This window comes from Paenibacillus lignilyticus, from assembly GCF_017942085.1.
Lineage (GTDB): Bacteria > Bacillota > Bacilli > Paenibacillales > Paenibacillaceae > Paenibacillus_Z > Paenibacillus_Z lignilyticus.
Genome location: NZ_JAGKSP010000014.1, coordinates 1 through 18,496, shown reverse-complemented (window position 1 = coordinate 18,496; position 18,496 = coordinate 1). Strand labels below are relative to the sequence as shown.

The following is an 18,496-nucleotide window of genomic DNA, read 5'->3' as shown; positions in this document are numbered from 1 at the left end:
ACATGAAAACGAATGTCATCGTACAGCTGCATGAGCAGGTGAAACAAGCGATCGCGGATGCGGTCGTAACGGCAGGGCTGGCGGCCCGCGAAGAGCTTCCGGTATTTGTACTGGAAGTACCGAAGGATAAGGCGCATGGCGACCTCGCAACCAATGCGGCGATGCAGCTGACGAAGCTGGCGAAGAAGAACCCGCGTCAAATCGCGGAGGCGATTATTGCGAACCTGGATACGAAGAAGGCTTCCATTCAGAGCGCTGAGATTGCCGGTCCCGGCTTTATTAACTTCCGGATGGACCGCAGCTATTTGTATCCGGTAGTGGGCCAGGTGCTTGAGCAAGGTGCCGACTACGGACGTATCGATACCGGAGCGGGAGAAACCGTGCAAGTCGAGTTCGTCAGCGCGAATCCGACGGGCAGTCTGCATTTGGGCCATGCTCGCGGCGCCGCGGTTGGCGACGCTCTATGTAATGTGCTTGATTTTGCCGGATACAAGGTTACAAGAGAGTACTATATTAATGACGCAGGCAACCAGGTTGCGAACCTCGCGCTTTCCATTGAGGCGCGCTACAAACAAGCGCTTGGCCAAGATGCGGCTATGCCGGAAGACGGCTACCATGGCGAAGACATTATCGGTTTCGCCAAGGAGCTGGCAGCTTCTGAGGGCGACCGTCTGCTGTCGCTGTCAGACGAAGAGCGTTTCACCTTCTTCCGCGACTACGGCTTGGAGCGCGAGCTGAATAAGATCAAACGCGACCTCGGCGACTTCCGCGTGGAATTCGACGTCTGGTTCAGCGAGACTTCGCTATACCAATCCGGTCAAGTCGAGCAAGCACTGGTAGCGCTTCGCGAGCGCGGTCAAGTGTTCGAAGAAGGCGGCGCTACGTGGCTGAACACGATGGCTTACGGAGACGACAAGAATCGCGTGCTCGTGAAAAATGACGGCTCGTACACCTATTTGACGCCGGACATCGCTTATCACCGCGACAAATTCGGCCGCGGCTTCGACAAAATGATTAACATCTGGGGCGCTGACCACCACGGCTACATTCCGCGCGTGAAAGCGGCTATGGAAGCATTGGGCAACGATCCGCAGAAGTTGGTTGTCCTCATCGCACAGATGGTGAGCTTGTTCCAGAACGGCGAGAAGGTCAAGATGTCCAAGCGGACAGGTAAAGCCGTTACGATGGAGGATCTGCGCGAGGAAGTGGGTATCGATGCGATCCGTTACTTCTTCACCATGCGTTCGATGGACTCCCATCTTGATTTTGATATGGATCTCGCGATCTCGACTTCCAACGAGAATCCGGTATTCTATGTGCAATACGCGCATGCGCGGATCTGCAGCATTTTCCGTCAGGCCGAAGAGCAAGGCATCGCGATCTTGCCGCTTGATCAAGTGGATCTGAGCCAGCTGACAACGGAACATGAATTCGATCTTCTTCGCAAAATCGGCGAGCTGCCGCAGGAAATCGCGGATGCCGCTTCGCAATACGCGCCACATCGCCTGATTCGCTATGTTTACGAGCTGGCTTCTCTGTTCCACAGCTACTACCGCGCGGATCGCGTCATTACCGAAGACGCGGCACAAACGCAAGCGCGCTTCGCTTTGCTGGGTGCGACTCGCACGGCAATCGCGAACGTGCTGCGTCTTGTCGGTGTTTCCGCGCCGGAGCGCATGTAGCAGGCTTACAAATAATCAAGGCCGCGAACCTTATCGGTCCCCGGCCTGCAGCATTCGCATTACATCGAGCTCTCCGGTGATCCGGGGAGCTTTTGTGCCCCTTAAAGGCAGCATGGATCGTTTCACCACAGCCTTGATATCGCTTGGCGATAATCCGGGCCTGTGGGCAAGAAGCAAGGCAATGGCGCCGCTCACGTGCGAAGTGGCCATTGAGGTGCCGCTCATTTCGTTATACTTGCCTCGCAGCCAAGAAGAGAGAATTTTATCGCCCGGCGCATAGACGTCGATATATAATCCGCGGTTGCTGAACGGGGCGATTCTTCGCAGTCGGTTCGTTGCGCCGACGGCAATCGTTTGCGGATACCGCGCCGGATAGTCGATCGACTTCCGTTTGCCGTCATTTCCGGAGGAAGCGACGATGATGACGCCTGCGTTATAAGCATTGGTCACGGCCGTTAGCAGCGACTTGCTCCGCGTTTTCATGCCGAAGCTCATATTCACGATGTCCATATTATTGCGCACGCACCAATCGATGCCGAGTACGATATCGGAGACAAAGGCGCTTCCGTTCTGATCGAACGCTTTCACGGGATAGACCGTCGCGCGCGGAGCGACGCCGATCATGCCATGCACCTGATTGGCTGCGGCGATGGTGCCGGCAATATGGGTGCCGTGACCGTTGTCGTCATGCGGAAGCGACCCCCGATTGAGCAGGTTGATGCCCCGGCCCAGCGATTGCTTCAAATCCGGATGGCTGAAATCAACGCCGGTATCGATGACGCCGACCTTCACGCGGTGCCCGGTGGTTGTACTCCAGGCCAGCGGTGCTTTAATCTCCTGCACGCCCCAAGGAATACCTTTCTCACGGATCACCGGTTTATATATGGAGGAGGAATGCACCGATAGGAGCGGGTCATTCTCGATCCAAATTCCGTCATGGGTATGAGAGCGAAGCACATCATTCGGTACGCGCAAAGAGAAACCTTGGATGAATGGCAGGTGACGGATAGCATCGGCCGCATTCGCCACGGTTTTGTCGATATTCGACCATTCTTGAAGGAAGCGCTCGTAGTCGCTCTTTTGCCGGAAGCGGACGATTCGTCGCTTGGCGGCCGATGTGGTTTGCGTTAATGCGCTGTGCAGCAGGCGGAGAACTGCGGATCTGTCCAAGTTGGCTTCCCCTCCATGGCGAATCATGCTGCAGTATTGTATGAACGAGCGCAACAAGCTGTATGAGCAACTTGCCTTTTTTCACATAATTAGGCTGCAAACCGTGTCATTCGCCGTACGGGCACATAGTATAGACCAAGAGTCATTAACGGGCTCTTATTACCGGAAACGGCGGCAACGCCTCATCCGGAAGGATACAGTCAAAGCGAAGGCGCCTCCTTCGCTTTTTCTTTTTGCTCTCGTAAGCAGGTACGCTTGCTTTTTCCAAAGAAATAGGTTTTACTATAATTTGATAATGGATTGCTAACGCACAAAACGATTTCTCCTGCTAGGACAGCGAAGTCGGTTTTCCAGCGTTCAAGCAGTTTGACATGAGAGGAAGTGTCCGAAATGAGCAGCGAGATTGTGTTGAAAATCGATCCAGAGCGCATCAAGGAAATGCCGATGGTTGATTTGGCATTTGAATTGCTGAAAGCGGCTAATACGCCGTTTTACTATCGCGACCTAATGATGGAAATTGCAAAAGTTCGGGGCTTTTCCCAAGATCAAATCAACCAAGTGATTGCGCAAGTATATACGGAAATTAATATCGACGGACGTTTCGCGTGCGTCGGCAGCAATATGTGGGGATTGAAACGCTGGTATCCGGTTGAGAAGAACGAGGATCCGGTCGGTAATGCGAAGCGTTCGCGCATCATCAATGATGAAGAGGACGACGACGATCTCTATCCGGATGAGGAAGAGGAAACTTACGCTGCTGAAGAAGATGACTTTGATTCTTATGATGAGGATCAAGAGCTCTTCGACGAAGCCGAAGAAGAAGCGGAAGTGGACGAAGAAGTTGTCATCGACGACGAAGAACTTGAAGAAGACGGCATTGACGATGTTGAAGGCGCAGATGGCGCGACGGACGAAGAAGATGCTGAGGATGACTTCGACGATGAGGATGAAGAGGAAGACAAATAGATTCGATTCTGCGGGACCCCTGAGTCTCTTGACATGGGGTATCCGCGCAGAGTAAACTATTGCATGGGCTTCAAGTTCGGACATGCAAGCAATAAGCCAAAAACAGAAAGTGCCCCGTTTATACGGGTGTCACTTTTTTCTTTTTTATCGACCATTTTTCTTCGGAAATTGGAGAACCTATACTTAACATACAGGCGTGGAGGGTATCATCAGTGACTAAGTACATTTTTGTAACAGGCGGTGTCGTATCATCGCTGGGCAAAGGGATCACAGCCGCATCGCTCGGACGTTTGCTCAAGAATCGCGGTCTTAAAGTGACCATCCAGAAGTTCGACCCGTACATCAACGTGGACCCGGGAACGATGAGTCCATACCAGCATGGCGAAGTTTTCGTAACGGACGATGGCGCGGAGACGGATTTGGATTTGGGTCACTATGAGCGTTTCATTGACATTAATTTGTCGAAGAACAGCAACGTGACAACGGGTAAAATCTACTCCACCGTTATTTCGAAAGAACGTCGCGGTGAATATTTGGGCGGAACGGTTCAAGTTATTCCCCACATCACGAACGAGATCAAAGATCGCGTATTCCGCGCAGGCAAAGAAACGGGCGCGGATGTTGTGATTACGGAGATCGGCGGTACGGTAGGCGATATCGAGAGCCTTCCGTTCTTGGAAGCGATTCGTCAAATTAAGAGCGATATCGGCCGTGATAACGTGATGTACATTCACGTTACGCTGATTCCGTTCATCAAAGCGGCAGGCGAAGTGAAGACAAAACCGACACAGCACAGCGTGAAGGAACTGAGAAGCATCGGAATTCAGCCGAATGTGATCGTTTGTCGTACGGAGCATGAGCTGGCAGACGATTTGAAACGCAAAATCGCGCTATTCTGTGATATTGATGCGAATGCCGTTGTGGAATGCCGCGATGCGTCGACACTCTACGAAGTGCCGCTGAATCTGCGAGAGCAAGGCCTCGACGATATCGTTGTCAATCATTTGAAGCTGACAACTACGCCTCCGGATATGACGGAGTGGGAAGCGCTCGTTCGCCGTGTGCAGCAGCTTAGCCGTACAACCGAAATTGCGATTGTCGGTAAGTACGTTGCGCTTCACGATGCGTATCTGAGTATCGTAGAATCGCTAAGCCACGCAGGCTTCGACGCGGATGCGGATGTGAAGGTGCGCTGGGTTAATGCGGAAGAATTAACCGATCAGAACGTTGCGGACAAATTGCACGGCGTGCATGGCGTCTTGGTGCCGGGCGGCTTCGGCGATCGCGGTATCGAAGGCAAAATCATCGCGATTCGCTACGCGCGTGAGAACGCAGTACCGTTCTTCGGTATTTGCTTGGGTATGCAAGTTGCGGTTATCGAATATGCACGAAATGTTTCGGGCTTGAAGGATGCGAACAGCTCCGAGATCAACCCGCTTACGCAATATCCGGTTATTGATCTGCTGCCGGAGCAGAAGGACATTGAAGATATGGGCGGCACGATGCGCCTTGGACTATATCCTTGCAAGCTGACGCCGGGCTCCCTGTCCGCGCGTGAGTACGATGATGAGCTTGTTTATGAGCGTCACCGTCACCGTTATGAGTTCAACAATGAGTACCGTGAAACGATCGAATCCGCTGGTCTGCGCATTACGGGAACGTCCCCGGATGGCCGCCTTGTTGAGATGGTCGAGCTTCCGGGTCACCCGTGGTTCCTGGCAGTTCAGTTCCATCCGGAGTTCACTTCCCGTCCGAACCGACCGCAGCCGTTGTTCCGCGGTTTCGTAAGAGCGGCGCTTGAGAAAGCGGAGAAATAAATCGTTTGAAGTTTTTTTCCAGTGAAAGCAGGAATATGAGTGGCAGGGCGCGAAATCATTAACGAATATGGAATTCAAATCCAATCGTGACGATGATTGTCGTACATTCATAGGAGGGTTTCAAGTTGGAAAACAAGAAAGTCTTAATTGTCGATGATCAGAATGGTATTCGTATCTTGCTCATGGAAGTGTTTAGCAGCGAAGGCTACACTACTTTCCAGGCGCCTAATGGCAAGCTGGCGCTGGAGATCGTGAGAAACGAAGCACCGGATCTCGTTTTGCTAGATATGAAAATTCCGGGTATGGACGGATTGGAAATATTGAAGCATGTCAAAGCGATCAACAAAGACATTAAAGTCATCATGATGACCGCATATGGCGAGCTTGACATGATTAAAGAAGCGACTGACCACGGCGCGCTTATGCATTTCACCAAGCCGTTCGATATCGATGAGATGCGAATGGCGGTTAACTTGCAGCTGCGCAGCGAAGAAGCAGGCGGCTGGTATGCAGTAGGATCCTAAGCCAAGGATCCTGCTGCTTTTTTTTACCCAATCCCGCATAACACGGAAGCGATTCATCGATTTCCAAGACTTGTACCAAACGATTCATGATTGTGTTATAATCATTTGGTGCGATATTTGAAGCGTGTTTTCGTTATTTAAGCGCATGTCTTCAATGCCGGTTGTCGGCATCCGTGCTGAGGCGGTTTTGCGAAGCGTCGCATATCAAAGACAAATTTATGGAGCGGTAAGCTTCATAAAACACTAGGAGGAGTAGAGAACCATGCCACTCGTTTCGATGAATGAATTCCTGCCAAAGGCAAAAGCAAACAAATTCGCGGTCGGTCAGTTCAACATGAACAACCTGGAGTTCGCGCAAGCGATCACAGAAGCCGCAATGGAAGAAAACGCGCCATTTATTTTTGGTGTATCCGAAGGCGCCCTTAAATATATGGGTATTGAGTACACCGTTGCTATTGCTGAAGCAGCAGCGAAGAAATCCGGTTTGCCGATCGCCCTTCACCTGGATCACGGCAGCAGCTTTGAAGTTGCGATGAAATGTATCCGTGCAGGATTCTCTTCCGTTATGTTTGACGGTTCCCACTACGGACTAGAAGAAAATATCGAATTGACTAAACAAGTTGTTAAAGCGGCTCGCGCTATGGGCGTATCCGTTGAAGGCGAGCTTGGCACAATCGGCGGCGTTGAGGATGATATCAGCGTTGACGAAGAAGATGCATCGCTTGCTAAGCCGGCTGAAGCAATCCGTTTCTACGAAGAAACAGGCGTTGACTGCTTGGCGATTGCTGTAGGTACAGCTCACGGTATGTACAAAGGCGAACCGAAAATTCATTATGATATCATTCAAAAAGTATCGGATGCTATTCCGGTACCGGTTGTATTGCACGGCGGTTCCGGCGTACCGGACGAAGCAATTCGTTTGTCCATCGCTGCAGGCGTAGGCAAAATCAACGTAAATACAGAGAACCAAGTGGCTTGCACGAACGCGATCCGCGAAGTGCTTGGCGCAAGCGCATCCGTTTACGATCCGCGTAAATATTTGGTACCAGCTCGTTCCGCAATGAAAGCAGTCGTACAAGAGAAAATCCGGTTGTTCGGCAGCAGCAACCAGGCTTAACTTCCGAAAGCTATAGAATCGAACAGCCGCGTTTAGCGCGAATCAGAAGCAGGCGCTCCCGTCCGTCAAGAAATCTCTTGATAGAAGGAGCGCTTGCTTTGTGGCATATAGGGTTTATGTTATGCGCCGGATAGCGGCTGCTCGTTTCGTTGCTCTCTTCCGGATGGGAGGATAATAAGAACTGATGGATAAACTAATGATCCGCGGCGGACGTCCGCTGCGCGGCACCGTGCAAATCAGCGGCGCGAAGAACAGTGCAGTTGCCTTACTTCCTGCGGCAATATTGGCAGAATCAACAGTCACGCTGGACAATTTGCCTCACCTTAGCGATGTGGCCGTATACAGTGAAATATTAGAAGAGCTTGGCGGACATGTGCATTGGAGCGGGGATTCCATCGTCATTGATCCTTCTGCCATGCAATCCATTCCGATGCCCAACGGAAAAGTAAAGCTGCTTCGTGCATCGTATTACTTGATGGGTGCGCTGCTTGGCCGATTTGGCGAAGCGACAATCGGTTTGCCGGGCGGCTGTAATTTTGAGCCGCGTCCGATCGATCAACATATTAAAGGCTTTGAAGCGCTCGGTGCTCAAGTAACCAACGACCACGGCTCCGTACGGATTGTGGCGAAGGAACTGCGCGGCGCGAAGATTTATCTCGATGTTGTAAGTGTAGGGGCGACGATTAATATTATGCTTGCGGCCTCCCGGGCCAAAGGCTCTACCATTATCGAAAACGCGGCAAAAGAGCCTGAAATCATAGATGTAGCTACGCTTCTTAGCGCGATGGGCGCCAAGATCAAAGGTGCCGGAACAGAAACGATTCGTATCGAAGGCGTAGAGCGGCTGCATGGCTGCAGACACTCCATCATTCCTGACCGAATTCAAGCAGGCACGTACATGATTGCCGCAGCGGCAACGCGCGGCGACGTATTAATTGATAATGTCATTCCGAAGCATATGGAAGCAGTAACGGCTAAGCTGCAAGAGATGGGCGTTCATGTCTATGAAATGGACGAGTCCATTCGCATTGTAGGACAGCCGAAGTATGAAGCAATCGATGTGAAAGCCCTGGTGTACCCCGGCTTCGCCACGGATTTGCAATCCCCGATGACCAGCCTGCTGACACAGACGACGGGAGTAAGTATCCTAAGCGACTATGTGTACAGCAATCGATTCAAGCATGTTCCGGAATTAACGCGAATGGGCGCTAACATTCGGGTGGAAGGCCGTTCGGCTATCGTCGAAGGTGGTCCGTTGAATGCGGCTAAAGTGCGTGCAGCTGATTTGCGTGCAGGCGCGGCGCTTGTGGTAGCGGCATTGACGGTGAGCGATGGCGTTACGGAGATCACGGGTGTGGAATATATTGATCGAGGTTACGACAATTTGGTCGAGAATTTACGGATGCTCGGCGCGGACGTTTGGCGCGAGTAGTAGAATAGGCGGATAGCCGGAAGCTATTCCGCTATAGGAATCGGCCTCTGGAATAGAGTGGGCCGATTCCGGCAATGATGGATGAGGCTTGGAATTATTTTGTGAACCTTGATAAAAGTGGTGATACTATGTCTGAACTTCAGATCGCGGATCTTGAAGTGATGAAGCTCACAGAGCTTTATAAACTGGCCAAACAGCATCAAATACAGGGCTATGGTCAGCTGAAGAAGAGAGAATTGATTTTTGCCATACTGCGCGCGCAAGCAGAGCAGAGCGGACTTATGTTTATGCAGGGTGTACTTGAGATTTTACCGGAAGGTTTCGGATTTCTACGACCGATTAACTATTTGCCAAGTCCAGAGGACATCTACATCTCAGCCTCGCAAATCCGCAAGTTTGACCTCCGCACAGGAGATTTAGTTTCAGGCAAATGCCGAGCTCCCAAAGAAAACGAACGCTTTTTTGGATTACTTCAAGTAAATGCCGTTAATGGAGAAAGCCCCGAACATGCTGCAGAACGCCTTCATTTTCCAGCCCTTACTCCTCTCTATCCCGAAAAGAAACTAGTTCTCGAAACCGCCCAGCCTAAATTATCTACACGGATTATGGATTTACTTGCGCCGGTTGGTCTTGGCCAGCGCGGACTTATCGTAGCACCGCCTAAAGCGGGGAAAACATTGCTGCTTAAAGAAATCGCCAACAGCATTTCCACCAATAATCCGGAGATCGAATTATTTGTACTGCTCATTGATGAGCGTCCGGAAGAAGTAACGGATATGTCTCGTTCGGTAAAAGGCGAGGTTGTCGCTTCGACGTTCGATGAGCTGCCCGAAAATCATATTAAAGTTGCGGAATTGGTGCTGGAGCGTGCGTTACGTCTTGTGGAACATAAGAAAGACGTCGTTATTTTGCTGGATAGCATCACGCGTCTTGCTCGTGCTTATAACTTGGTTGTACCTGCATCAGGGCGTACGCTAAGCGGCGGTATCGATCCGGCAGCTTTCCACCGTCCGAAGCGGTTTTTCGGGTCGGCACGTAACGTGGAGGAAGGCGGCAGCTTGACGATTCTGGCAACTGCGCTGATTGAAACGGGCTCGCGTATGGATGATATTATTTATGAAGAATTTAAGGGTACGGGCAATATGGAGCTTCATCTGGACCGCAAGCTCGCGGAACGCCGTATTTTCCCTGCACTGGATATTCGCCGTTCGGGAACGCGCCGCGAAGAGATGCTCCTGACCAAAGAACAGCTGGATAAAGTATGGGCGATTCGCAAGAACATGAACGATTCCATGGAGTTCGTGGATGGCTTCTTGAAGAAGCTCGCCGACACGAAGGATAACGAGGAGTTCTTGGCCTCGCTGGACACTTCCGCCGTAACGCCGCCGCCGGCGCCGAGAAACAGACCCGGCACGACCGGGGGCAGCAGCAGACCTAGCTCAGGCTCGAGCAGCGGTGCAACAAGCGCTTCGCGAAGACCGTCTACACGTACGACACCTGTCACATAGATTGAAAGTCGTTTTGCTCACGCAGCATTACATTATGCATGCAGCAAAACTTTTAGGAGGTACATCATGAATCTCGTTTACGCAGACGAACACGGTAATTTGTTCGATCATCCCGATTGGACGGGGCTGGGCCGCAGCGGCGATATGATCGTCGAGCTGATGGAGGATGAGCTGATTCCTCTTCCTGAAGGCGCAACGATGGTCGGTCTGCCGCATACGCGGCCGATCGGCATTCATAATGCGTCCGGTGAGATGCGTCCGCTGCCGGGCAATGTGCAGGCAGTTGGAGCGCTTTTGCCGCAAGGCTATACTCGTCTATGCATCCCGGGTTATATGAAGAGTGACAAGACGCAGAAGCTGCCGCTCTTTGGGTATTCGGCTGTCGTTTGGAAGGAAGACGGCTTCTACGTGACGGCGCAGAAATGCGACGATCCGGAACGCTGGAATCCGCTGAATTGCGACACGAATGAACTCAATGTCGGGGTCGAGCGATTGCTTGCCAAGTATCCGGAGAACCGGCTCTACAAGCATCTGTCGAATTGCGCGCTCGGTTATGAGTGCTTAACCGCATCCAATACGTTTCTGCAGCGCTGGGAAGGCGCAGTGCCCGTTTCCTTCTCCTGCAATGCCGGCTGCTATGGCTGCATCTCGGAGCAGCCTGACGACAGCGGCTTCCCTGCACCGCAGACGCGCATGAACTTTAAGCCGACGGTAGAAGAAATCGTGGATGTGATGATGGAGCATCTTATCACGCCGGAATCCATCATCAGCTTCGGACAAGGCTGCGAAGGCGAGCCGTCGACGCAAGCCAGAATTATTATTGATGCCATGCGCGAAGTCCGCAAACGGACCTCGATGGGCTATATTAATATCAACACCAATGCGGGGCTGACGGATCACATCCGCGGCATCGTGGATGCCGGCCTTAACCTGATGCGTGTTAGTACCATTAGCGCGCTCGATGATCATTATAATGCGTACTACAAGCCACGCGGCTACAACCTGGCGAATGTCGAGAAATCACTTCGTTACGCGACGGATAAAGGGGTCTACACCTCCATCAACTATCTCATTTTCCCCGGCGTTACGGATCGTGAGGAAGAAATCGAAGCGATGCTCGGTTTCGTCAAACGCACGGGTCTCAAGCTTATCCAAATGCGGAATCTGAATATCGATCCGGAAAGCTATCTGGAGCTTATTCCGAAGCCGCAAGGGGAGATCTACGGCATGAAGCAAATGCTGGAGATTTTCGCGGATGAGCTGCCCGATGTAGTCATCGGATCTTACACCCATGTGCCTCCGGCGCCTGTGAAGCAGCCGTTATAGAGCTTTTTTGGTAAGCTGTGGGTCATCGACAAAAGCATTGCTTTCATAAGGGCGTCCATGCTATACTCTCCTTATGTTTTGTAATACACTCTGGGTCCGCATGTTGATTCAGGGCAGAAAGAGGTGAACGAGATGAAACAAGGTATTCATCCGACATACCACGTCACGACGGTAACTTGCGCTTGCGGCAACAGCTTCGAGTCTGGTTCGATTAAACAGAACCTGCGCGTAGAGATTTGCTCCGCTTGTCACCCATTCTTCACGGGTAAGCAGAAGTTCCTGGATGCCGGCGGTCGCGTCGACAAATTCAAAAAGAAATACGGTATCTAAGCCTTATTGGCCGGGATTTCCGGAAATTAGCAGAATACAAGAACCTCCCTCAGCCATCCTAATGGTTAAAGGGAGGTTTTTTTATGCGAAAGAAGCATCTTCTGCTTAGCGCACTAACACTTATGACTGCGATTTCGTTATCCGCTTGCGGAAACAATAAAGACGCAACCAACAATTATAATTCGAACTCCTATGGCCATGATGGCTATATGGGGCTTTCGAACAGCAACCCGCATCTGCCCAACCGCAACGGTCAATTCCTGAATTATGATAGCGACGGGGAATTTGCGCAGCGTCAGCTGAAGCAGGTTAGCGGCATCGAGCGAACCAATATTATGTTTCAAGGACCTGAAATGTACGTAAACATCAAGGCTAAGCCTGGTGTCGACAAAGAGAAGCTACGCGTAAAGGCGCTAGCCGTATTGCGGGATAACTTCCCGAGATATAAGGTGCATGTCCGAATGGCAGGGTAATAATAAAGGGCCTCCCGACAACCCAGTGACAACTTCCAGCCAATAGGCGGTTGCACTTTGAGATAGAACAAGCTATACTTATTTTTGCCGTGCTAGACGGGGAGGTAGCGGTGCCCTGTAGCTCGCAATCCGCTGTAGCGAGGTTGAATCCCTTTTCTGAGGTTATGCTGATGTGGGGCTGGTGTTCATGAACAGTGTTGACGGTTGGGTCCTCCGCAATGGGCGCTTGTGAACGGGTCAGGTCCGGAAGGAAGCAGCCATAAGCAAGTTAGCTCATGTGCCGGAGGAGTGCTTGACCAGAGCTGGGAGTGGAAGTGCCGTCCATGTCACATCAATCGAAGTTAGGTGCACGGTCCTATTAAACAACAATAAACGACATTCTTGTTTGACTCTTTATGGGTCGATAAGGATGTTTTTTTATTTTCTGGCAGGATTATCAACTTTTGTGGACGAAAGGAATAGAGACGGATTGGATCTACGTAAAGGGGATAACGCATGTACGATATACCTTCTGCTCCCATTGTTCACTTGAGTTTGCAGGCGCTTGAGAATTATTGTGCGCAGTTTGCTGGTACAATGATTGTTGTATTGGACGAGTTCGCCCGCATGGTCCATGTAAATATGCAGTTTATGAAAGAAACGGGCTATACGGAAATGGATTTGCTCCATACAGCATTCCGCGGCATTGCGGAGAGCAAGCTCTTTCGCTCTGAACCTGAACGTACTATTGAAGCAATCGTGAACCATCTGCTTCTTCCTTCGCGAGAATCCATCTCGTTACATATACGAAAAACCGGCGGTACTGTTATGCACACTACGACCGTGCCTATTATCGCACAAACCGAGCAGGGAATTCGTTGTCTGCTCTTGTTATATAATCAAGAAGCCGGGCAAGGCGCGAGCCTCATTGAGCGTTTCGGGGAAACGATGCTGCAAGATGAGCATATTGGCGTGATCCTGCTTCACCCGGAGACGCTGCAAATTTTCGACATCAGTCCGCTTGCTTGTCAATTGCTCGGCGTTGCGAAGACGGCTCTCGTTAATGAACAGCTGTCGTCATTTTTCGCAAGCGCGGAGAAGGAATATGCACTAATTTGTCAGGCGCTGGAGAGCGGAGAGCCGGTCCGGAACTATCCGATCACCTGGATCCACGATGAGAAGCGAAGCGACCTGCTTATGGATGTTGGTTTGCTTCGCAGCTGTGGAGAAGGCGGAGAGGGTGCCTATATCATATTCAAGGATGTCACCAATCTGCGATCGCTTGAGACGCAGGTGCAGCGAAGCGACCGACTCGCCATGATCGGACAAATCGCGGCGGGGGCTGCGCACGAGATCCGCAATCCGCTGACGGCGATTCGGGGTTTCCTGCAAATGTTCCGCAAAACGATGATCGAACGCGAAATGAACAAAGAAAAGGAATACACGGACATCATGCTGGGCGAGCTGGACCGAATTAATCATCTTGTAGGCGAGTTTCTATTACTGAGTAAGCCGAAGGAAGTCATGACAAGCTCTGTGCAAGTGGGATCCGTGCTGCGCGATATTATGCCTGTCGTAGCAAGTGAAGCGCTGCTACATAATGTAAACGTAATCTGGGACGAGGAACTGGAGCTCCCCCGGGTGCTGGCTGATGCCGAAATGCTGAAGCAGGTGTTTCTGAACCTATGTAAGAACGGCATCGAAGCGATGTCCGCAGGCGGCACGCTCACGGTGAGGGGTTCCGTTGTAAAGGCAGGCAGAAAGTCGCAGCTGCTTATTGAAATAGAAGATACAGGTCCGGGGATTCCTCCTGGTCTGATTGATAAAATATTCGATCCGTTCGTAACGACGAAACAGAACGGAACCGGGCTTGGTCTTTCGGTTTGCCAGCGCATTTTGCATGACTTTGGCGGAAGTATTACAGCAGCGGACAAACAGACAGGGGCTCTTCTGCAGGTTGTGCTCCCTTGCTAACCCCCGCTTTGCGCGCTTTCTGCTAAAGGGAAGGAAGAAACGTGCAGGAGAACGGTTTTTTTGGCTGGCGGCATCGTGTATAATAGAAGGACCGGGCATTTAAGCCCCGCGAACGAAAGCAGCCGAAAGGAACGGAACGTATGTCACATATCGCCTTATATCGTGCCTGGCGTCCGCAGACGTTCCAGGACATGGTCGGCCAGCAGCATATCATTCAAACTTTGCAGAATGCGATACGCGAAGATCGTGTATCCCATGCCTATTTATTTAACGGCCCCAGAGGAACGGGGAAAACAACCGCGGCTAAAGTACTGGCCAAAGCCATCAACTGTGAACGTGGACCGACGACCGAGCCTTGCAACGTCTGTGACGCTTGCCGAGGCATAACCGCCGGCACGATTATGGATGTTGTGGAGATCGATGCGGCATCCAACCGCGGTATAGACGAAATAAGGGATATTCGGGACAAGGTTCGTTATGCGCCTTCCGAAGTACGCTTCAAAGTGTACATTATCGATGAAGTGCACATGCTGACGACCGAAGCATTCAATGCCCTGCTGAAGACGCTCGAAGAACCGCCGTCTCACGTCATCTTCATCTTGGCGACGACGGAACCTCATAAGCTGCCGGCTACGATTATTTCACGCTGTCAGCGGTTCGATTTCCGTCAAGTCTCTTTGCCGGAGCAGACCGAGCGTCTCCGCCAAATCTGTACCGAAGAAGGCATCCAAGCCGAAGACGATGCACTCGCTTATATTGCGAGATTGTCGGACGGCGGGATGCGGGACGCAATCAGTTTGCTCGAGCAGGTGTCGGCTTACAGCGGGGAACGAATCACGCTGAACGATGCCGTCGATGTAACCGGTGGACTAGCTGCGGAACAGTTCGAGCAATTGGCCGATGCGATCAGAGCCCGTGACGCCGGGGCTGTAATGCCTTTGGTGGAAGGGCTGATGCAAGCCGGCAAGAGTGCAGATAAGTGTCTGGAGAACTTAATATACTATTTCAGGGACCTGCTCGTATTGAAGCTTGCTCCGCAAGGGAAAGCCGCAACGGAGCGAATCGTTGATCAGGCGAAGTACCGAGAGGTTGCCGAAGCGTTTAGCGCCGAGCTGCTGTTTCGCATGATAGACGTGCTAAACGGCTATCAGCTGGAGATCAAGCATGCCGCACTGCCGCAAACGATATTCGAGATCGCGCTTATGAAGATCTGCACGATGCAGGAGGCAGGCGGTGCACAGGTTGCCGCATCGGCGTCTGTCGCCGCAGGTGAATCTGCAACGGGCGGCGGCGCGCCTGCGGGAGAAGTTCAGCGCCTGCAGCAGCGCATCGATGCGCTGGAACGCAAGATTGAACAGCTAATGGCCAGCGGCGTGCGTCCGGAGGCCGGCGCTGCACCAAGCGGCGATCAGGCGGGAGCTGCGCAGCGCGGTGCGCGAGGTTCTTCGAACTTCGGTGCGAAGAGCGGCGCCGGCGGTGGAACCAGCTCGATTGCCCGCGTCAAGCTGGATCCATTCCTTGCCGCGGCGGAGAGCCAGGCGACAGGGCAGGTGCGCATGAGGTGGAGCGACATTTTGCAGCGTGTGAAAGGGAATAATATTTCGACACATGCTTGGTTTGTGAATGGCGATCCCGTCTCAGCCGCTGATAATACCATCCTTGTTGCATTCAAGAACTCCATTCACCGGGAAACGACAGAGAAGCCTGCCAATCGCGAGGTTATCGAACGGGTTCTGCATGAGGCGTTTAATCGCCCGATTCGTCTGGCCACCGTCATGCTGAAAGAATGGCAGACGGCAACCGAGAACGGACCTGCTCCTGCAGGGGAGCTGCTCATGCTCCAGCAAGATGAAGCGGGTGCGGCGCCGGCGGAGCCGGAGTGGGTTGAAGAGGCTGTTAAGCTGTTTGGCGAAGACCTTGTTGTTATTGAAGACAACTGATGTCATGCGACGTAATGAGTGTTTGAATCTAACTATAATTGAGGAGTGACTTTCACGATGAACAACATGAACCAGATGATGAAGCAAGTTAAGAAGATGCAGGAGCAAATGCTTAAAGCACAAGAGGAGCTAGGAACTAAGCTGATCGAAGGTTCTGCGGGCGGCGGTGTCGTTACTGTACAAGTAAACGGCCATAAGAATGTGCAAAGCATCATCATCAAGCCGGAAGCTGTAGATCCGGACGATATCGAAATGCTGCAAGACCTTGTTCTGACAGCGGTTAACGATGCGCTGACTAAAGCAGATGAGCTGGCTAACAAAGACATGGGCAAATTCACGGGCGGCATGAAGATCCCGGGCCTATTCTAAATTCTAGGAATTTATAGGTTTCACATGTATAAATCAGCTTAGAATTCTCCGGATTGAAACGCGCTGCGTCACCAAGGCGACAGCCGTTTCACCTTGAAACGTTCCAAACGAGTAGAGGAGCTGCGCCTTGTATTATCCCGAACCGATAGCCAAACTCATTGATGCCTTCAGCCGGTTGCCGGGCATCGGTCCGAAAACGGCGGCCAGACTGGCTTTTCATGTTTTGAAAATGAAGGAAGACGACGTTATAGATTTCGCGAAGGCGCTGGTCAGCGTCAAGCGTAACCTGCATTACTGTTCCGTATGCTGCAACATTACCGATACCGATCCTTGCCGAATTTGCCAGGACAAGAGCAGAGATAACTCCGTTATCTGTGTCGTTCAGGAGTCGCGGGATTTGGTTGCCATGGAGCGCACGAAGGAGTTTCAGGGACAATATCATGTCCTCCAAGGAGCGATATCGCCGATGGAGGGGATTGGACCCGATGAAATCCGCATTGCTGAACTATTGAGACGATTGAGCGACGAACGGGTGCAAGAGATGATTCTCGCCACGAATCCCAATATTGAAGGCGAAGCGACTGCGATGTACTTATCGCGGCTCGTCAAACCGTTTGGCATCAAAGTAACCCGTATCGCGCATGGGCTCCCTGTCGGGGGCGATTTGGAATATGCCGATGAGGTTACCTTGTCCAAGGCGCTTGAAGGCCGCAGAGAATTAGGATAATCATGTTTGAAGACAAGCTCCGTGAGAGATCGCTCTCCCGGGGCTTTTTTTTATTTCTCCGGAAAGAAGCAAACGCTGCACCGATGAATAGGGGGCGATCGCCGGTTCATCTGATTTGAGCTGCTTTTTGAAGCGGCGTGGGAAGCTTGTTCTAATTCTCTTTCTCTTTCATACATTTCAACTATATGCCGTGCCAATTGCGAGCTGTAAGGGAAACAGGAATGAGCGAGGAGTGAATGCGATGTGGGCGAAATGGCTGCGTACGAAGAAACAGGCTGCCGCACTGAAGTTAAAGAAGAGTGAACAGGATGAGCAGGTGGAGCTTTATGCAGAGATTAAGACAGCAAAGCAAGAGTGGGATAATGCTTACCGGTACTTCGACAACGCTCTTGGCAAAGATCAAATCGACTATGCCATATTTGCGATTGGGGCAGCGGAGAAGCGTTATGAAATGCTGATCAGAAAAGCGAAACGATTACCAGTCGAATGGTCGACCTTAAAGGGGGGAGTTAGTGGATGAAAATCATTTGGCTGGTTAGTCTAATTGTATCTTCCTTGCTCTTAATTGCTGTTATGCTGAGGCATCGATTGCCGCTGCAGTGGGTAAGGCGATTTGCTTTGCATCTTATTGCGGCAGCATTAACCTTGTACGTTCTGAATTATTCGGGATTGATCTCGGGGATGGAAGTGCCGCTGAATCCGGTAACGATCGGGACTACAGTGCTGCTCGGTATCCCGGGCATTGCATTAATTCTGGGTCTGCAAATGACACTATTCTAAGTGGATAACATTAGAATGCGCGAAATGCAAAAGAACACTTGACCGGGGGCGCGCGGATATGTTAAATTAGTTCTCGCGTCACTTAATGGAACATGAGTTGCAAAAACAATTTAAAAAAAGTGCTTGCAATTAACTGACCGAATGTGATATATTAATCAAGTCGCCGCTGAGACATGGGCGCATAAAACACGAAGTATTTGTTCTTTGAAAACTGAACAATGAGCGACCAGTCAAATGGTCATAAATCGCGAAACGAACGTTTCGCAAAGCTAGTTTTTTGAATGAGCTACCAAGCGAATTCTTAAAAATGGCCAAGCCTTCGGGCTTACCACTTTTATGGAGAGTTTGATCCTGGCTCAGGACGAACGCTGGCGGCGTGCCT

At 51.4% G+C, this 18,496-nt stretch carries 18 protein-coding genes and 1 other RNA gene; 17 read left to right on the top strand and 2 right to left on the bottom strand.

Annotation, left to right across the window (positions count from 1 at the left end):
• Positions 1-2 precede the first annotated feature (2 nt).
• Positions 3-1,682 carry an arginine--tRNA ligase gene (gene argS / locus I8J30_RS24940; RefSeq protein ID WP_210662750.1) on the top strand — a complete coding sequence of 560 codons (1,680 nt, stop codon included), beginning with the start codon at positions 3-5 and terminating at the stop codon, positions 1,680-1,682.
• Positions 1,683-1,712: 30 nt separating this feature from the next.
• Here argS and I8J30_RS24935 read toward each other — a convergent pair whose 3' ends face one another.
• Positions 1,713-2,852 (bottom strand): S8 family peptidase, encoded by a 1,140-nt coding sequence (locus I8J30_RS24935; RefSeq protein ID WP_240548365.1) that lies wholly within the window; start codon positions 2,850-2,852, stop codon positions 1,713-1,715.
• 390 nt (positions 2,853-3,242) lie between these two features.
• On the opposite strand from I8J30_RS24935, the gene rpoE reads away from it, so the two are divergent.
• The 16 genes from rpoE to I8J30_RS24855 all read left to right on the top strand — a co-directional run bounded on the left by rpoE (position 3,243) and on the right by I8J30_RS24855 (position 18,114).
• On the top strand, positions 3,243-3,818 hold the full coding sequence (gene rpoE, locus I8J30_RS24930; protein WP_091225106.1) for a DNA-directed RNA polymerase subunit delta: 576 nt from the start codon (positions 3,243-3,245) through the stop codon (positions 3,816-3,818).
• A gap of 212 nt (positions 3,819-4,030) precedes the next feature.
• Entirely contained in the window at positions 4,031-5,635 is a 1,605-nt protein-coding gene (locus tag I8J30_RS24925) for a CTP synthase (protein ID WP_091225105.1), read from the top strand.
• 125 nt (positions 5,636-5,760) lie between these two features.
• On the top strand, positions 5,761-6,159 hold the full coding sequence (locus tag I8J30_RS24920; protein ID WP_091225104.1) for a response regulator: 399 nt from the start codon (positions 5,761-5,763) through the stop codon (positions 6,157-6,159).
• Between the two features lie 262 nt (positions 6,160-6,421).
• Complete coding sequence (gene fba, locus I8J30_RS24915) at positions 6,422-7,276, top strand: class II fructose-1,6-bisphosphate aldolase (protein WP_091225103.1); 855 nt, start codon at positions 6,422-6,424, stop codon at positions 7,274-7,276.
• A 184-nt stretch (positions 7,277-7,460) separates the two neighbouring features.
• Positions 7,461-8,708, top strand: coding sequence for a UDP-N-acetylglucosamine 1-carboxyvinyltransferase (locus tag I8J30_RS24910; protein ID WP_210662748.1), 1,248 nt, complete (start codon positions 7,461-7,463; stop codon positions 8,706-8,708).
• Between the two features lie 128 nt (positions 8,709-8,836).
• The gene (gene rho / locus I8J30_RS24905) at positions 8,837-10,216 is read left to right on the top strand and encodes a transcription termination factor Rho (protein ID WP_091225101.1); all 1,380 of its coding nucleotides are present in this window, start codon (positions 8,837-8,839) and stop codon (positions 10,214-10,216) included.
• Between the two features lie 66 nt (positions 10,217-10,282).
• Complete coding sequence (locus tag I8J30_RS24900) at positions 10,283-11,542, top strand: radical SAM family protein (RefSeq protein WP_091225100.1); 1,260 nt, start codon at positions 10,283-10,285, stop codon at positions 11,540-11,542.
• A 132-nt stretch (positions 11,543-11,674) separates the two neighbouring features.
• Positions 11,675-11,872: a 50S ribosomal protein L31 gene (gene rpmE, locus I8J30_RS24895; RefSeq protein ID WP_091225099.1), complete on the top strand. Its 198-nt coding sequence runs from the start codon at positions 11,675-11,677 to the stop codon at positions 11,870-11,872.
• A gap of 83 nt (positions 11,873-11,955) precedes the next feature.
• Positions 11,956-12,345 (top strand): hypothetical protein, encoded by a 390-nt coding sequence (locus I8J30_RS24890; RefSeq protein ID WP_210662746.1) that lies wholly within the window; start codon positions 11,956-11,958, stop codon positions 12,343-12,345.
• 87 nt (positions 12,346-12,432) lie between these two features.
• Positions 12,433-12,698: signal recognition particle sRNA large type (ffs, locus tag I8J30_RS24885), an RNA gene on the top strand.
• Between the two features lie 142 nt (positions 12,699-12,840).
• The gene (locus I8J30_RS24880) at positions 12,841-14,298 is read left to right on the top strand and encodes an ATP-binding protein (protein ID WP_240548364.1); all 1,458 of its coding nucleotides are present in this window, start codon (positions 12,841-12,843) and stop codon (positions 14,296-14,298) included.
• 140 nt (positions 14,299-14,438) lie between these two features.
• Positions 14,439-16,238 (top strand): DNA polymerase III subunit gamma/tau, encoded by a 1,800-nt coding sequence (gene dnaX, locus I8J30_RS24875; protein WP_210662744.1) that lies wholly within the window; start codon positions 14,439-14,441, stop codon positions 16,236-16,238.
• A gap of 57 nt (positions 16,239-16,295) precedes the next feature.
• A complete protein-coding gene (locus tag I8J30_RS24870; RefSeq protein ID WP_091225096.1) occupies positions 16,296-16,607 on the top strand; it encodes a YbaB/EbfC family nucleoid-associated protein in 312 nt (103 codons plus the stop codon).
• A 127-nt stretch (positions 16,608-16,734) separates the two neighbouring features.
• The gene (gene recR / locus I8J30_RS24865) at positions 16,735-17,334 is read left to right on the top strand and encodes a recombination mediator RecR (RefSeq protein WP_091225095.1); all 600 of its coding nucleotides are present in this window, start codon (positions 16,735-16,737) and stop codon (positions 17,332-17,334) included.
• Positions 17,335-17,575: 241 nt separating this feature from the next.
• Positions 17,576-17,854, top strand: coding sequence for a YaaL family protein (locus I8J30_RS24860; protein ID WP_091225094.1), 279 nt, complete (start codon positions 17,576-17,578; stop codon positions 17,852-17,854).
• Complete coding sequence (locus I8J30_RS24855) at positions 17,851-18,114, top strand: pro-sigmaK processing inhibitor BofA family protein (protein ID WP_210662742.1); 264 nt, start codon at positions 17,851-17,853, stop codon at positions 18,112-18,114. Before I8J30_RS24860 ends, I8J30_RS24855 begins: the two co-directional genes overlap by 4 nt.
• A 129-nt stretch (positions 18,115-18,243) precedes the next feature.
• On the opposite strand, the gene I8J30_RS24850 is transcribed toward I8J30_RS24855, so the two are convergent.
• The coding region (locus I8J30_RS24850) for a hypothetical protein (RefSeq protein WP_210662740.1) at positions 18,244-18,496 on the bottom strand (253 nt) is incomplete at its 5' end.

Excerpts from the sequence above, each read along its gene's own strand:
- argS (WP_210662750.1), top strand. The coding sequence starts at position 3 with ATGAAAACGAATGTCATCGTACAGCTGCATGAGCAGGTGAAACAAGCG.
- rpoE (WP_091225106.1), top strand. The coding sequence starts at position 3,243 with ATGAGCAGCGAGATTGTGTTGAAAATCGATCCAGAGCGCATCAAGGAA.
- fba (WP_091225103.1), top strand. The coding sequence starts at position 6,422 with ATGCCACTCGTTTCGATGAATGAATTCCTGCCAAAGGCAAAAGCAAAC.
- I8J30_RS24910 (WP_210662748.1), top strand. The coding sequence starts at position 7,461 with ATGGATAAACTAATGATCCGCGGCGGACGTCCGCTGCGCGGCACCGTG.
- rho (WP_091225101.1), top strand. The coding sequence starts at position 8,837 with ATGTCTGAACTTCAGATCGCGGATCTTGAAGTGATGAAGCTCACAGAG.
- I8J30_RS24900 (WP_091225100.1), top strand. The coding sequence starts at position 10,283 with ATGAATCTCGTTTACGCAGACGAACACGGTAATTTGTTCGATCATCCC.
- rpmE (WP_091225099.1), top strand. The coding sequence starts at position 11,675 with ATGAAACAAGGTATTCATCCGACATACCACGTCACGACGGTAACTTGC.
- I8J30_RS24890 (WP_210662746.1), top strand. The coding sequence starts at position 11,956 with ATGCGAAAGAAGCATCTTCTGCTTAGCGCACTAACACTTATGACTGCG.
- I8J30_RS24880 (WP_240548364.1), top strand. The coding sequence starts at position 12,841 with ATGTACGATATACCTTCTGCTCCCATTGTTCACTTGAGTTTGCAGGCG.
- dnaX (WP_210662744.1), top strand. The coding sequence starts at position 14,439 with ATGTCACATATCGCCTTATATCGTGCCTGGCGTCCGCAGACGTTCCAG.
- I8J30_RS24870 (WP_091225096.1), top strand. The coding sequence starts at position 16,296 with ATGAACAACATGAACCAGATGATGAAGCAAGTTAAGAAGATGCAGGAG.
- I8J30_RS24860 (WP_091225094.1), top strand. The coding sequence starts at position 17,576 with ATGTGGGCGAAATGGCTGCGTACGAAGAAACAGGCTGCCGCACTGAAG.
- I8J30_RS24855 (WP_210662742.1), top strand. The coding sequence starts at position 17,851 with ATGAAAATCATTTGGCTGGTTAGTCTAATTGTATCTTCCTTGCTCTTA.